12 protein-coding genes are annotated in these 14,529 nt (G+C 47.9%); all 12 read right to left on the bottom strand.

What is annotated here, in order from left to right; genetic code table 11:
• The gene (locus tag EZV61_RS00270) at window positions 1-1,164 is read right to left on the bottom strand and encodes a GNAT family N-acetyltransferase (RefSeq protein WP_165569486.1); all 1,164 of its coding nucleotides are present in this window, start codon (window positions 1,162-1,164) and stop codon (window positions 1-3) included.
• Window positions 1,146-2,030, bottom strand: coding sequence for a glycosyltransferase (locus EZV61_RS00265; protein ID WP_165569485.1), 885 nt, complete (start codon window positions 2,028-2,030; stop codon window positions 1,146-1,148). Before EZV61_RS00265 ends, EZV61_RS00270 begins: the two co-directional genes overlap by 19 nt.
• Complete coding sequence (locus tag EZV61_RS00260; RefSeq protein WP_131413945.1) at window positions 2,027-3,028, bottom strand: hypothetical protein; 1,002 nt, start codon at window positions 3,026-3,028, stop codon at window positions 2,027-2,029. The genes EZV61_RS00265 and EZV61_RS00260 overlap by 4 nt, the downstream gene beginning before the upstream one ends.
• Window positions 3,009-4,892 (bottom strand): asparagine synthase (glutamine-hydrolyzing), encoded by a 1,884-nt coding sequence (gene asnB, locus EZV61_RS00255; protein ID WP_131413944.1) that lies wholly within the window; start codon window positions 4,890-4,892, stop codon window positions 3,009-3,011. Before asnB ends, EZV61_RS00260 begins: the two co-directional genes overlap by 20 nt.
• Complete coding sequence (locus tag EZV61_RS00250) at window positions 4,892-6,406, bottom strand: lipopolysaccharide biosynthesis protein (protein WP_131413943.1); 1,515 nt, start codon at window positions 6,404-6,406, stop codon at window positions 4,892-4,894. Before EZV61_RS00250 ends, asnB begins: the two co-directional genes overlap by 1 nt.
• A complete protein-coding gene (locus tag EZV61_RS00245; RefSeq protein WP_131413942.1) occupies window positions 6,403-7,533 on the bottom strand; it encodes a glycosyltransferase family 4 protein in 1,131 nt (376 codons plus the stop codon). The genes EZV61_RS00250 and EZV61_RS00245 overlap by 4 nt, the downstream gene beginning before the upstream one ends.
• Complete coding sequence (locus EZV61_RS00240) at window positions 7,530-8,882, bottom strand: O-antigen ligase family protein (protein WP_131413941.1); 1,353 nt, start codon at window positions 8,880-8,882, stop codon at window positions 7,530-7,532. Before EZV61_RS00240 ends, EZV61_RS00245 begins: the two co-directional genes overlap by 4 nt.
• The gene (locus tag EZV61_RS00235; RefSeq protein WP_131413940.1) at window positions 8,879-9,931 is read right to left on the bottom strand and encodes a polysaccharide deacetylase family protein; all 1,053 of its coding nucleotides are present in this window, start codon (window positions 9,929-9,931) and stop codon (window positions 8,879-8,881) included. The genes EZV61_RS00240 and EZV61_RS00235 overlap by 4 nt, the downstream gene beginning before the upstream one ends.
• Window positions 9,928-11,025, bottom strand: a complete 1,098-nt coding sequence (locus EZV61_RS00230) for a glycosyltransferase (protein WP_131413939.1) — start codon at window positions 11,023-11,025, stop codon at window positions 9,928-9,930. Before EZV61_RS00230 ends, EZV61_RS00235 begins: the two co-directional genes overlap by 4 nt.
• Window positions 11,026-11,047: 22 nt before the next feature.
• Complete coding sequence (locus EZV61_RS00225; RefSeq protein ID WP_165569484.1) at window positions 11,048-11,926, bottom strand: glycosyltransferase family 2 protein; 879 nt, start codon at window positions 11,924-11,926, stop codon at window positions 11,048-11,050.
• A 94-nt stretch (window positions 11,927-12,020) separates the two neighbouring features.
• Window positions 12,021-13,295, bottom strand: a complete 1,275-nt coding sequence (locus EZV61_RS00220) for a hypothetical protein (RefSeq protein WP_131413937.1) — start codon at window positions 13,293-13,295, stop codon at window positions 12,021-12,023.
• A gap of 203 nt (window positions 13,296-13,498) precedes the next feature.
• Window positions 13,499-14,515, bottom strand: coding sequence for a glycosyltransferase family protein (locus EZV61_RS00215; protein ID WP_131413936.1), 1,017 nt, complete (start codon window positions 14,513-14,515; stop codon window positions 13,499-13,501).
• Between the last annotated feature and the right edge of the window lie 14 nt (window positions 14,516-14,529).

Here is a 14,529-nt window from a genome sequence, read left to right as displayed (position 1 = left end):
CTATTTACTGCGCTTCAACCATTGCCGCCACTTACTTGGCAACTTTTCAATTAAAGGATACAAACGCCACGCTTTAGAAGCACGGATAATCTGCAAGGTAACGAACGGCGTACGCGCTTTGCCTAAATGCTGTTTATAAAAAGAGTGTTTACCACCACCAGCAAGCAAGTCATAACCCTGACAGTCCGGTGTTTGCCATGCCTGTTCAAGACCGTAGCCTAAATGCAACGTCCCTAAAGAGACTTTCGGGTGATGATCCTGTAAGTAGCCCGCCTGTAAATTGTACCTGACCCCACCGAGTTCCAAATCATACAAAGCCGAGATGACCTCACCTCGCTGCCTTAACAACAAACAATGAGCAGATTCGGAAGGTAGGTAGGAAAGCATCTGCAAATGAAAGCGCTCACTGGCCCCCACGTAACAGCCCTTACCCCATCGTGTGGCGTGCAACTGATTAAGCTGCTGAAAGAAAGTCACATACTTATCTTTACTGACCCGTTCATGCTCAATTGGCCCCAACTCTGCCAATCGGCTCCGCCTATTAACTAGCTTTAAACGGGTATTACGCCCTAACGACTTCAAGTAACTTGAAAAATCTCCAGACACTGGTACTCGGATGCCGAAGTCGATTGAAGCGGGATGCAGTTGACAGCTGTGTATACGTGCCAAGGCGCTCATAATACGAAAGCTGCGGCTACTTTTATCCATGTCACAGAGTACCAATTCATCCCAGTCTTGTTGGGATTGCAAAAATTGCCAAATCGCCTGGTATACCAGTAATTCATGCTCAGATTCAGCAATAAAACCGATGTATTCACTGCGCACCGTCGGCGCCAACTTCCAAGCATTACCGATACACTGCAAACGCGTGACAACGGTCAATCCGGCATAGTTAACCTGATGTCGATACAAGGGCGCCAAGCCTAACAACTTTCCTTGTTGATCCCTCACGCAGACCAAATATAGCTCTAGATTAAGCAGCTTCGCCCAGGTACTCCACCAGCTCCATACCCATGCCCAACTGAGAAACAAGGCATTGCCGTGGCTGTTTGCCAGCAACTCACTCCATTCAGCCTGCAAGCTTTGAAATTGAGACGGCGTTAGTTTTTCCACGACCAGCGGCTCCGCAGACAAAGCCTCTGGCGTCACGATCGCATTACCCACTTTAAAACAACACGCCAGGTTCCACGGTGATACCATTGGCAGCCCAATGCACGCTGGAGCATGTTAGCTGCACCTTGGTAATTACCTTTAGCCATTCTCAGGCGTGCCCAACGGCTGTAAAAATGAGCAAAACAAGCTCTCTGTTCTGTGGCTGAAAGCAAATTAGGGTTACAGCTAAAAAACTTCTGCAAAGCTAATTCATTGGAACCAAAACGGCGCTCTTTATCTGACGAAATCTGATCCGCCATTACGCGGTATTGAGCAAAAAAAGTAGGAATATAAGCAAACTGATAGTGAGCCGAGAGTCTTAACCATAGCTCATAGTCATCTGCGACTTTAAAGCTCGGGTCGAAGAATCCCTGCTTCTCAAAACAGGTAGCTCGCGCCATCACTGTATTCATTGATACGCAGTTATCACGCAGCATCTGTGGATAGATACGCCCACTATATCGGCGCATATTATGTTCACTAGTGATATCGCCAGCTTCGTTAATGATCTGATTATCACCATAGACAATATCGACCGCCGGATGCTGCAATAGATACTCAACCTGCGCTTTTAATTTGCCAGGCAACCAACGATTATCCGAGTCTAAAAAACACCAAAACTTTCCCGTTGCCAATGACATCGCATGATTACGTGCAACACACTGGCGCTGGTTCTCCTGGTAACGGTAAATGATCTGCTGATTATCGATATAAGGCTGCAGCAATGCCGCTGATTCATCTGTTGAACCATCATCAACAACAATGATCTCAATTGGCGAATAGTCTTGCGCCAACACGCTATCAACCGCCTGCAGAATAAACTCAGCACGGTTGTAGGTCGGAATAATCACCGACACGAGTGGATACTGCTCTGTCACGATCTATGCGCTCCCCTTGCTGCCTGCAATAACTCACCATCGGAATCACCGGCCATTAAAAACCACCCTTCAGATTCACCATCGGTTTCACTATATACATAAAAACGCTGCCGCCCTTGCGGTAAATAACCTGCCCGCCAAAGCGCCTTTAGCCAGTTTTTATCACTGGTTGTACAGGTGAATAGACGGGATCCCTGATATCTTTTCAAGATAGCTTGCAACAGTATCTCATGGACGCCAGCCGCCGGACCGAGATAGTCGACGATACGCAGATGCCCCAGCGACTCTCTTACCACCACCAAAGCCTGTAAGCCATTCTCACTCTGTAATGATAAATATTGGTATCGTGCTAACGGGTGCCCTTCGTAGCGCCAACTTAAATAAGCGTAATCTCTCACCACGGTTCTTGAGTACTCGGGGGTCACGCGCACAGATAGATCATCAACATCCGCCTGCATTGGCAGCTGCTGAGACCATACTAAGGCATCTCCATCACCGGCTTGCCGTGAGCAGCCAAATAACCGCGTCAATATCGCCTGAGCTAACAACAAAGGAGCATCACGCCAACGACGTTGACTTCCCAATCGGCGCATAGTGATCACACGAGCCCCAGGCTTCCAGCCCATGCGAGAAAGCACACGTACCGCCGAGTCGCTAATCCCTAGTGACATCAAGCGTGGAAAATCCGCCTGCAATGCTAGTTTGACCTGCTTGCCAACCCCTTGGCCTCGGCAGTCCCCAGCAACCACAAAGTCACAACTCCACACCGCAGGAAAGTGTTGACCATCAATACTAACGGTCACCGGCATCACCCCATTAAATCCTTTCACCTGCCGATCTTTATCCAGCAGCACAACCGGTTGCACGGTTTCAATGTGTTGAAACTGCCATGGCCACAGCACACGCTTAAAGTCATGATCTCCCAGTAGTGAAATCACACGCTGTTCATAACCAGGAGAGTAATCCCCCTGTCTAACCTCAGGCGGCGGGTACAGCAAACTCTCCCCCACAGGCAACTTTTTGGTACCAGTCCCGGAACATCAATATGGTCCACAGTGAACGACTACGATCCTGACCAGACTGGTGTGAGCGCCATAACTGCTCGACCATTGCCTGCTTGAGGTATGGATCTGGGGTATTAATCAAGGTTTGTGCCCACGGTAATAAAGGCCCGCGAAGCCACTGCGCAATAGGCACGGCAAACCCCCGCTTAGGTCTATCCACCATCTCTTGCGGCACATATCGATATAATAGCTGCCGCAAAACCTGCTTGCCCACACCACCTTCAACGTTGAATTGATTCGGTATCGATAACGCGTATTCAGCCAAACGATGGTCAAGCAGTGGAATACGCGTCTCCAGGCTATGCGCCATAGAAGCGCGATCAACTTTGACCAAGATATCGTCAACCATGTAGCTAGTAATGTCGTATAACTGCATAGCGGTCATATCATCAGCAAGATCTATTAACGGTGCTTGCGATGTCTCAGGGTGTTGCAACAAATCCAGCATCTGCCGTGGGTAAATACTGTCTTCGTAGAGAGAAAGCAGCGAGGGCGAATTCAACCAAGCTTGGCGTACCCGAAATCTGCCAGAGCCAGTGACTTTGGCGGCTCCACCCATTAAGCCAGCGGTGATTTTTCTCACAGCAGCAGGCATACGTTGAATAGCCTGCCACCGTTGGCCTATCCCTTGATAGCGAGAATATCCAGCAAACAACTCATCTCCGCCATCGCCCGACAACGCAACGGTAACGTGTTGCCTAGCCATCTGGCAGACAAGATAAGTAGGCAGTTGCGATGAATCTGCGAAAGGCTCGTCATAAACCGAAGCCATCTCAGGCACCAAGGCTAAAGCGTCGTTGGCGTCGACATATAACTCTGTATGCTCACAGCCTAAATGTTTGGCAACACGGGCTGCATGTTCCGCTTCATTAAATTCAGGCTCACTGAAACCAATAGAAAACGTCTTTACCGGCTTAGAGGCTTGGTACTGCATAGCAGCCACCACCAAAGAGGAATCGATACCGCCGGAAAGGAACGCGCCAAGAGGCACATCAGCAATCATCTGCTGACGTACCGCTTGCTGCAGCAAATGATCTACACCTGCGATAGCTTCCTGGCGTGACGCAACAGGTTGCCGCTGCGCTTGCTGATATGCCTGTGCCACAGACCAATAACTGCGTTGCTCAGGCAATGCCGCGGGTGCTCGCGTATTGACGACGATAAAATGCCCAGGACAGAGCTTAAAAATATTCTGGTAGATAGAGCGGGGCGCATTGACCCGGTTATACACCAGATAATCAGCGATAGCTTGGCGGCACAGGTCACCGCTAAAGAAGGGCGTGACGCGCAGCGCTGACAACTCCGATGCGAATAGGAACGCGCCTTGCTGGACACCATAATAGAGTGGCTTTTCACCAAATCTATCCCGGGCCAGAGAAAGATCACCACTCTGCTGATCATAGAATGCCAAGGCAAACATACCAACGGCTTTCTCTAAGGTGGCAGCAAATCCCCAGCGCATAAAGCCATGCAGCAAAACTTCAGTATCACTGTGCCCGAGAAAACTGACTCCCATCAGTTCCAGCTCTGCACGCAGCTCCTTGAAATTGTATATCTCACCATTAAAAACAAGAGAAAACCGGCCACACGGCGAAAGCATAGGCTGCGCGCCCAATGGCGACAATTCAACAATAGCTAAACGGCGGTGCCCCAGCACCAGGCCAGTCTCTGCGCATATCCAATGGCCACCACTGTCTGGTCCACGATGGTGTAAACGGCCATTCATCGCGCCAATAATTTCAGTCGATTTATCCTGGCTAATGGCTTTTGACGGAACAAACCCTGTGATACCACACATTAGCGTCCCTCCTGGTCTAGTCCCTGCTGCTGACCGCGTCTAAGCATCTGCCTGTCGGTTGCCGGAATGCAACAAAGCAACACCAGCAGGTAAACTACGCTGCTGACGCCACCTACGAACAGAATAACTAGATAGCTGTCGAAAACCCATAGTAATTGTGCCGTATACAATGCAGCGATTGTCGCCACCACCGGCAACACGTTTGGCCCAATTACTTTTGCTAGATAGTCCATACGACTCATGGCCAATTGCTCACAAGTCTTGCCCAGCACACGCCACTGAATAAACACCGTAGGCACCACACTCGCTAGCGCGATCCCTTCTAAGCCAAACCAATGCACTAAGCTCAGGCTTAAGCCCAAACTCACCAATGCAGACCACACTGCCAGACGAGCAAGAATGCCATGCTCACCCAGCGCCGTCAGATACCGGCTTGACAGAGGGTTAAACAAAGGCACCATGACAGTAACCAATAGGAGATAGAGTACAAACCGCGCAGGCTCTCGATAACTGATATCGATCCAAACAGCAATAAAATCAGGCCCTAAAGCTGCTGTACAAAGCGTCAACATGAGTGCGATTGCAACCACGTAACGCGAAGCTGTCACGTAATACCGCTGACTAGACTCGATGTCTTCACGCGCTTGCAGATCACTAAAAAAGGGCAAAAACGCATGAGTAATACTCATGATTAACATGCGAATGTGGCGAATGAGATTGGCAGGTAAAGCATAGAAAATAATCGTCGCAGGACCGAGGAAAAAAGCGATGACAAAGTTATCTGCGTTATTACTGATTCTAGTCGCGGCCCCTTGCACAAATGACTTGAGCCCAAAGTTCAATAGCTCTGTCAGCGTCTGCCAGTGGCATTTGGTGAGAGAGAAACGCATCTGTCCATAATTTGGCCGAGATAACAGCCAGAAATAGAGGAGAAATTTCGTCACCGTGCCAATGGCATTGATAAATGCCAATATGATGATCCCATTTTCGGGGTTTATCAGCCAGTAAATCAGTGCCGCGCCAATAACAGAATTGACCAATAGGATGTTGTTCTTAATCTGATAATGCTGCAGCCCTTCCAAAAAACTCACCGCTACATAACCGGGGAAAATCACCATTAGCTGAGCCCCAAGTATCATCAACAATAAGGCATAGCGGCTAATATCACTTTCTGGCGCAGCAATCGACTCAGGGAAGAACAATGCCCACATCAAGAAAATTAGAGACAGGAATAGACCAATCGACAGCATAAACACCAAAGAGGTGGAGTAAACACGCCCCATCCCTTCACGATCAGCCTGTGCATTATAACGGGCAGCAAAACGACTAATTGTCGGTTTCAAACCAAGGTCGAGCATTCCCATATAGCCCAACACTGAACCAATGATTTCCCAGATACCATAATCATAATTACCCAAGTTATATACAATCACTGGTGTCATCACGAAGGTGATAGCCAACTTGATAAACAATACGCCTACATTGGAAAAAGTATTCTGTAATAAGCGTTTCACGAACGTCCACCTTCAAGTTGGCAATACGTATCCACTAACGCTTTAGCTGCATGACGAACGTCATACCGATCGCAGGCGGTGTCGGCATAGTCAGTAAATGCCTGACGTTCTTCTGGGTTACGCATCAAGCTTTTAATTGCCAAGGCTATTTGCTTAGCATTCCGCGGATCGGTTTGCCAAGCGGGGGTATCTTTCAATACTTCGCGTAAGCCGATGCAATTTGTTGCCACAAGAGGAACCCCTGCACACAGCGCTTCCATCGCCAATAAGCCACAGGCTTCCCAGAGCGACGGCATAGCCATCAGATCTAACCCTTTCATTGAGCCACCAACGTTATCGGTATAAGGGTGGAAAAAGAAATACTGATCTAAGCCACGAGCTTCAATAAAAGCACGATCTTCGCGAACAAAGCCGCCCATGCCACCGAATGCCACCACTAGCGGTTTACATGGCAGGCTGTCATCTTCCGCCAACTCAGCAATAGCCTCCACCAGATAACGGAAGCCTTTTTGCGACATAAACCGGCCCATAAAGCCAATCAGAAAACGTCCCTGACACTCCTTATATTCGAGAGCCAGATCGACTGCTGTGGCTTGCTTGAATTGCTCTGAGTTGACGCCATTAAGGATCGCTTTGACATTGGCACCGCGCATGCCGGGCAAGAACTCATATAGATTCTGCTCACAATCCTCGCTCACCGTCAGTAGTTGATCGGTCTGGCGGAATACCCGAGTCAGCGCCCACTTTTTCAGCGGTCCGTACCACGACTTAAACTGGCCCGATTGAAAGACATCATGCACGGTTAACAAGTGTTTTTTTCTTGCCAACTTAGTGGGTAAGAGTGCGGCTATCGCTGACGTAAAGCCATGGGAGTGAACCAAGTCATACTCCTGCTCTCGCAATGCATGATGCGTGGCGAGCATCAACCCCTTAAGGCTATTGTCTGCAATTTTCAAACGAAACTGGTGCGTAGGCAGGTATTCGCCAAAGTAGCGTGCAAAATCCAGATCTGGGGCGACGATGGTCAAATGGTAATCATCAAAAAAAGGAGTTTGATATACATAACGCAGATAATTTCGGATCCCACTGATAGGCCACCGAACAACTAATAATGCTGATTTTTTCATGTGGATCCTTTAACTTCTTGCCGCTCACCCTCAGCTTTAACCTGTTTTATCCGCTTCACCTTACGCTCCGTAAGCAGCATCACCGCTGCACACAAACCTCCAAACAGGTACCAGTAATACACTGACAGCCCCCAGTAATTAATACTGTAAACCACGTACATCCAAAAACAGGCGCGCATCGCCTTGGAAAGCTGAGTATCGGAGTCAAGCTGCGACGCTAACTCCTCATCTTCCTCAATCTTCTCGGTCTGTTCTTGTAGCTGTTTAAGGTTGGTGTAGATAGCATGCAGAAAACGCATAAAGAGGATGAAACCAATAATGCCTATCTCGATGATTAATTCGGCGTACAAACTATGTGATGCCTGTGCGCGACCAAACTTATGATACTTAGCCTCATTGGCCGTACCAACCCCATGACCAAACAAGGGGTTATCCATGGCAACATAGAGCTCATCAAAAATACCGTTTAAACGTCCGGTTGCTGAACCGGAACCGCGGACATCGGCCCCCGTCAACGAGAGGTAACGGTCTTTCTGCACATCACTCATCTGGCTCCAGCCAGCCACCATCACCACAAAGCCAATCGCGATCAGCAAAGGTTTCTTATTCGACTGCTTGAAGATAAACCAGAGCACCACCAGCAACGCAATGAATGCGCCTCGGCTCATCGTCAATACCAATGCCCATAGCAAGATACCAAGCAAGCTAAAATAGATAAGCTTGAGGAACCAACCTTTCTTAATCAGCAGGTAGTGCAAAAAGGGCACCAAGGTCGCGATCACAAAGCCAAGTTCATTACTATTTATGACATCGTAGGGCGCGCCAGCGAGGCGCTGATGAGCTGCGCCCCCCATGTATGTGTTACTCCCCCAATAGCCTTCGGTAACGTGTAAATAGAAAGGCTCAAGCACCCGAAACACTTGCGTTCCCAAAAAGATAATAAGAAACCATTTCAAACGTTTATCAGTATCAACAATCAACAGCGTAAAATAGAAAAAAACAAATGCCTTGATAAATTCCTGGCTATTATCTCGTAGCGCACTGCCCGGCCACTTCACCAGCGGTAAAGTCACGAGCACATACAGCAACAATATCCCAAGCGCTTTAGCGGTCGGGCTTTTTAGCTTTTCCTGTAATCTTTCGAAGTTAAAAATCAATAGCACAGAGATCAGTCCAACCAACAGCAAAGTCGGCCGGATCTGCCCTGCGCCAGGGATACGAGCGGATATTCTGATAAAGAAATCGATAGTAAAAATCAGGTAGAGGAAGAAACAGATAGAGGGGACTGGCGGATATTGAATAGCGCCCCGCAGTTTCGCCCCAAACTTCATTGCGCTACCTGCTGTCACTTGCCATGCTCCTGTGCCTGAGCAAACTGACGTTTCTGCATCAACCTCTTAGAGAGCCATTGCACACCATAAATAATCTTGTTGAATTGAAAACCATTCGTTGTTACCGAAAATCTCGGCAAAGCATATACATCATGCAGCGTCACGTAGTGACAATGAGCCGCGACAGCACAATCAAATCCGGCGTCTGCCACCGCACTAGCTACTTCAGGCGTGAAGTCTTCCGGTTGCCCGTTGGGATAACAGAAATGATGGATATCAATACCCAGTTGTTGCTGTAAACGCGCCTTACTCAGTTCAACCTCTTCCACCGCTTGGGCTAAAGGTATACCACTGAGTGTCGGATGCATGACAGTATGGGCACCAATATCCACGATACCTGACTCAGCCATCTCTTTGAGTTGCTCCCAGGACACAGGGGCGTACTGAGGCGGTGCCTGCTTGGATATTTGATACTGGTTTATCGCTGCCGCTTGCTGCAACCAATTTAACTTGTCAGTCAGATCCAGCGGCATCAAAAAGCGATTCAGGTAATGCCACGCCGCGCGTTTTTCACTGCAGTGTGCCATCTTAGCGACAACCTGCTTTGGGGTTTCTTCCGGCCATTGGGCTTGTGTCGGTTCAATATGATCCAGCAGATCAGAGAGCATGTCTGGCCACAACCAAGTTTCGCCGTCAACAAAGCCGCTGGTGACAAAGAAACTGACCGGCACATTAGCGGCCTTAAACTCAGGAAAGGCATATTGATAGAAATCCAGATAACCATCATCGACCGTCAGCACAATGGCGTTCTTCGGTAGTTTCGATCCGGATCTGAGTGCCACAGCCACGTCATGTAAAGGCACAACATTAAACTCACGCTGCAGATGTTGCAGCTGACGCCGAAGCTCAGCCACATCCATGTAGCCACGTTTGGGCTGCTGGCAAAATCTATGGTACATCAAAATTTTCGGTTGATTGCCCGTCAACCAGCGCGCCAGCTGATAGCCACCGAGCGCCCCAACCGCTCTGACCAAACGAGACTTCCATTTTTTTATCTGGCCAATCATTTATCTTCCACCGTTAATAGCTGGCGATAGAGCAACTCGTGATTACCCAACATTTGTGACATGGAAAAACGGCTGGCCACACTCGACAAAGCATATTGGCTCATCTTCTTGTAACCTTCATGATCGGCTAATAGCTTACGCAAATGTTCGACTAAGGCATCAACATCACCGACATCATACAAATAGCCATTTTTACCGTGTTCAATAATCTCGGGATTCCCTCCTGTGCGGCTACAAACCACAGGTTTACCCCATTGCAGGTATTCAATGATGGCATTGGAAAAGCCTTCAGACTCACTGCAGAGCAGAGCGATATCAAATCGGCGAATATAGTCCTGTGGCGCAGATTGGCCACCGACACAATGCAGCAACTTGGCAACACCAAGTTGTTCAGCTTGTGATTGCAGTTCAGCAGGGTCACCACCACCGACGATCACTAACTGAAGATCTGGAAACTCCCCACACAACGCACCCAACGCCGCCACAGCATCTTGCATCCGTTTAATTGGACGAATATTAGCAACAATACCAATCACTGGGCCTGCAGGCAGTTCAACATCCGATTGCGTTTCCGCTGGGGGGGCGTAGCCGTTATAGATAACATGGACACGCTCGGCTGGAATATGCTCAGCCAAAGCTGTCTGTTCACCCACCGCTTTACTATTAACTACGGCAGCATCAACCCAACGACGATTCCACCGCAACAATTTAAGCAAATTGGCGCTGTACCAAAAACCCATGTCACGACGAGAAATCATCACTCGACATCCTGCCCACTTTAAAAAGAAAGGAGCAATGACAGAGGCGTCATTGAAAAAAGTCTGCACCAGCTGCGTATTTTGCGCCCGCAATCGCCGCCCAAGACAGAACATCTTCCAGAGTGCTTTAGGGGACGCCATGCGGGTAACGTCGAGAAATTCCACCTCAACGCCTAATTCACCACTGGTTAGGTAATCACTTTGACGTAACGCATATACCTTAACTTGGTGGCCACGCTGCGACATACCCTGAACTAACTTAATGAACTGTCCTTCCGTGCCTGCGTTAGGGTTACCCAACGAATCGATCAAATAGGCAATATTGAGCTGTTCCATGATTCAGCGACTTCCTGTGTGCCTAGTAGGCAACTTCCTTGCCGGTAAGGATCCTTATCGCTCTCGACGGATCGCACAGCCCTGCCATCACTAAATGAGTGACAGCGGAAAGCCATTTATGATTCTGTTTGCGACATTGGTAAAGACGAAAATGTAATACAGCCTTACGCTGGCGAACAGCCTCTGAGGAGTAGCCAAAACGCTTGACCGCCTTTTCCAAAATATAGAAACCGTTTTGCCAACGAATGTGTTTACGGGTGCTACTGATGGAGTCAGGATGGCGACGATAGAAGAACAGTGGTAGATCCAAGTAAGCCATCTTGGTCACTTCAGCAACCCGGATCGCCATATCATGATCCTGTGCTGCTCGCAGCGACTCATCAAACTCACCCACTTGTGTCATGATCTCGCGACGCAACACAGCATTGTTTGGCAAGAGAAAATAGCAGTCTATCAGCACACGTGCCGGGTCATTGTGTTCTTCATGCCCGTCACGATATATCGGATAAATTGGCTGATTTTCAGGATCGACAGCGAAACCATTGCTGTAAACCAAACCAATATCAGGGTGAGACTGTAGGTGGCCAACCAGCGTCTCTAGCTTCTCTGGTGCCCAATAGTCATCACTATCAAGGATCGCAAGGAACTCACCAGAAGCATGCTTAAGACCAACATTGATTGCGGCAGCCTGACCTCTGTTTACCCCCCCAGGATGTTCTAGTACGGTCACACGATCATCAGTATAAGACTCAATAATCTTCCGCGTCTGATCTGTGCTGCCATCATCGACGACAATCAGCTCAAGATTAGTAAGCGTCTGATTTAAGACAGAATCAATGGTGTACGCAATATAGTTGTCCCGATTGTAGGCGGGAATAATTACCGAGACCAAAACTGACACGCACAACTCCTTTTAATGCCGCTCCAACACAAATAAGGCCCAACAATAGATGGGCCTGGCAATTTGTTAACACAATGATAACAGCTACAGTACGCTAATTGAACTGCACCGGACTAGGCTTTGCCTTGCAGTCACGACATAGCTGATAGCCTTTGGCATTCGGTACATTATTTTCGTCAAAGATATAAACGAATAGGGAACCGGTTAACTCTTCAAAGCTACCGAGGTCTAGTTTGAACTTCACCTCATCATTAGTCCAAGCTTGAGGCATCTGAAGTTCAGCATGAGTGACATTCACCCATTCAGGCGCGTTCCCCAACACAACCCGCTGCGGGGTATAGTCAAAATAGATCTCACTGACATCAGTTTGTTGCAAAGTCTGCACTTTACCGTCAAACCCTAACAGGCCGATATTTGGACTATAGTTCGGATCCTGCTTCATCTCTGCCATCGGCATATCATGGTTGACGACATTATCGACCCAAGCCAACGTTCGCTGGGCATCAATATCGAGATACATCTCCATATGCACCCACTTACCCGCGGTACCGATCCAATCAGTGTAAGAGCGACTAGACATCCCACCTAACTCATCATTCGTCCACGAATAACGTAAGTTTTCACCACCAGGGTTATCCCAAACCCGGATAAATTTATTCGAACCATAGCTTTTATGTTGATCCGCAAGCACTGCCTGGGCACCACTTGTCACACCGACAACTGTTGAACCGAGGTCGGATAATTTCTTCGCCTCATCAATATCGATATGGGCAAACTCTAAACCATCCTCAGCCGTTTCAATATGAATAAGTCGCGCTGATTTGCCATTCGACAAACGAACTTCTTCGCCCAACTCATCTGTTGAGCCAACGATAAAGTCGCCGGTGCGATTGCTCAATGTATGTTGGTAGTAATGCTGAGGGTGAGCGAGCACTTTCATCCACCACGAAATATAAGTTTTCTTCTGCCCTTTTTCTGTATTTCCTTCACTAATCGCTGCTGGCCAGCCGAGATACGCCTTAACGCCATGCATGTAATAATGTGAATTCAGATAGGGCGTTCGGCGGTCTCGACTACGGGTCAATACCGGAGGAATGCCAAAGGAGTAGTTACTTGATTTGGTCCAAATCGTTTCTGGGTCATCTTCTGTTCGGAGGATCTCAGCACCATCTGCAAAATTGCTTTGATGGTCATTAGCAACCCCTCTCTCATAGGCGACATCACCACGATCATAGAAACGAGGTGCCGCCATCTCTTTCGCGCCAAAACCGGAACCTTTGACTGTAACAGTAACGCCTTGAGCTAAGTCCGCCTTCACAGTCGGAGTCACATCACTGTCGCCGATGGTTGGTTCTGCACTTGCATTCATGCTTAAAACAAACGAGCCCAACCAGAGACACTTTAAGAGCTTGCTCGCTCTACTGCTTGTCCGGTTAGCCTTCACTAATTGCAACATCTTTCCTCTCCTGACCATCGACTACACTCGAAGTCTAGCAAACTGACATAAAGTCGCCAGGCTCTGGCAATGCTGAATTTAGAGCCTATGGAGACCTTAACCATTTTCACAAGGCGCTACAGGTTAGCAGCAAAAACATTATTTAGATTGTCTTTAAACATCTCATAGTTGCTTTGATGCCACGCTTGCCCTTTACTTGCCATCAATAACAACTCCTGCATAGTCATCATTGCTGTCTGATCTATCACCCTTTCAAGCGCATCTCCATCAACTTCAAACAATTCAGATAAACCCTTCCGCCCTTTTGCTGTTGCCTCCACTAAGAATGAAAAATCTCTACTGGCGATCTCATTCATTGGCGGTGCGTCAGTGACAATAGGTATACACCCTAAAGATAAGCCTTCCGACAGGGTTAAACCATAGCCCTCGGTCATGGTCGGATGAATATGAAAAGGATGCTCCCGCATCATGGATTCAAACTCATCATCAGATAAAAAATCAGTAATAACCCTGACATTCTCAGGAATTGAGAGATCAGGAAGTCGGTGCTTACCAATTAACACCGTTAATTCTGGCCACTCAGGGTGCTTTTGCCACAACTTGAGCAGTGTTTTAGTTCCCCTTGTGGCGCTGTTTCCGGCGCGATGAAAATAACAGACACCTCTATCAAAGCTAGGTGGTTGGTAAGTTAGTGCTTGCTCTGTTGAGGTGAAACCAATAAAGCGAGTATCAGATTTAATGCGGCTAAAAATCTTTTCAGCATATTTGGTTTTAACCAGAACGGTATCAACCAAACCCAGCAGAGGTATCGCGTTATTAGAGTACCACTCTTGATTTGGGATGAGAAAATTCCTCTCAGAATTCACCGATAAAAAAGGGTTTACCCTCTGAATGTGCACCATCAGGTGATATTTTTTCGAATAAAAAACAGTAAGAAACTTGAAAAAGAGTGCAATAAATAGAAAGAAACCTCGCCTGAATCTCCACGGTATTTTATTTTGGAAAACACTATTTCCAGTGAAGATTATTTCTGCAGAAATGCCTAGATCTTGCAACGCAGCTTTTAAAATAGCTGCGTCTTTCTGAATGCCGTGACCACTTTTATCTACGCATATTGCAAGCCTGCATCCCATAAAAATTCGTCTCT

It is taken from the genome of Corallincola luteus (assembly GCF_004336975.1).
GTDB lineage: Bacteria > Pseudomonadota > Gammaproteobacteria > Enterobacterales > Neiellaceae > Corallincola > Corallincola holothuriorum.
The sequence above is the reverse complement of the archived record's forward strand: the minus strand, read 5'-3'. Positions and strand labels throughout refer to the sequence as shown.